At 66.7% G+C, this 201-nt stretch carries 1 protein-coding gene; it reads right to left on the reverse strand.

Going from position 1 to position 201, the window contains the following annotated elements; translation table 11 throughout:
• Nucleotides 1-201: carboxyl transferase domain-containing protein (locus N4G66_RS45585; protein WP_315903788.1), on the reverse strand; the 201-nt coding region annotated here is incomplete at both ends.

Consider the following 201-nt stretch of genomic DNA (forward strand, 5'->3'; position numbering starts at 1 on the left):
CCGAAGTCGGTCGAGCGGTGCCGCGCGAACTCGTCGAACTCGACGAAGGAACCGTCGTCCATCAGCAGTTCGATGCGCTCACGAGCCGTCAACTTGCCCTTGGCGTGCTGCTTTTCGACGGCGCGCTCCGAGCCGGCGTGCGTCGCTTCCTGGATGCGGCGCTGCAGATCCGCGAGCTTGCCCGCGGTGGTGTGGATGTCG

This window comes from Streptomyces rhizosphaerihabitans (assembly GCF_025399795.1).
Taxonomy (GTDB): domain Bacteria; phylum Actinomycetota; class Actinomycetes; order Streptomycetales; family Streptomycetaceae; genus Streptomyces; species Streptomyces rhizosphaerihabitans.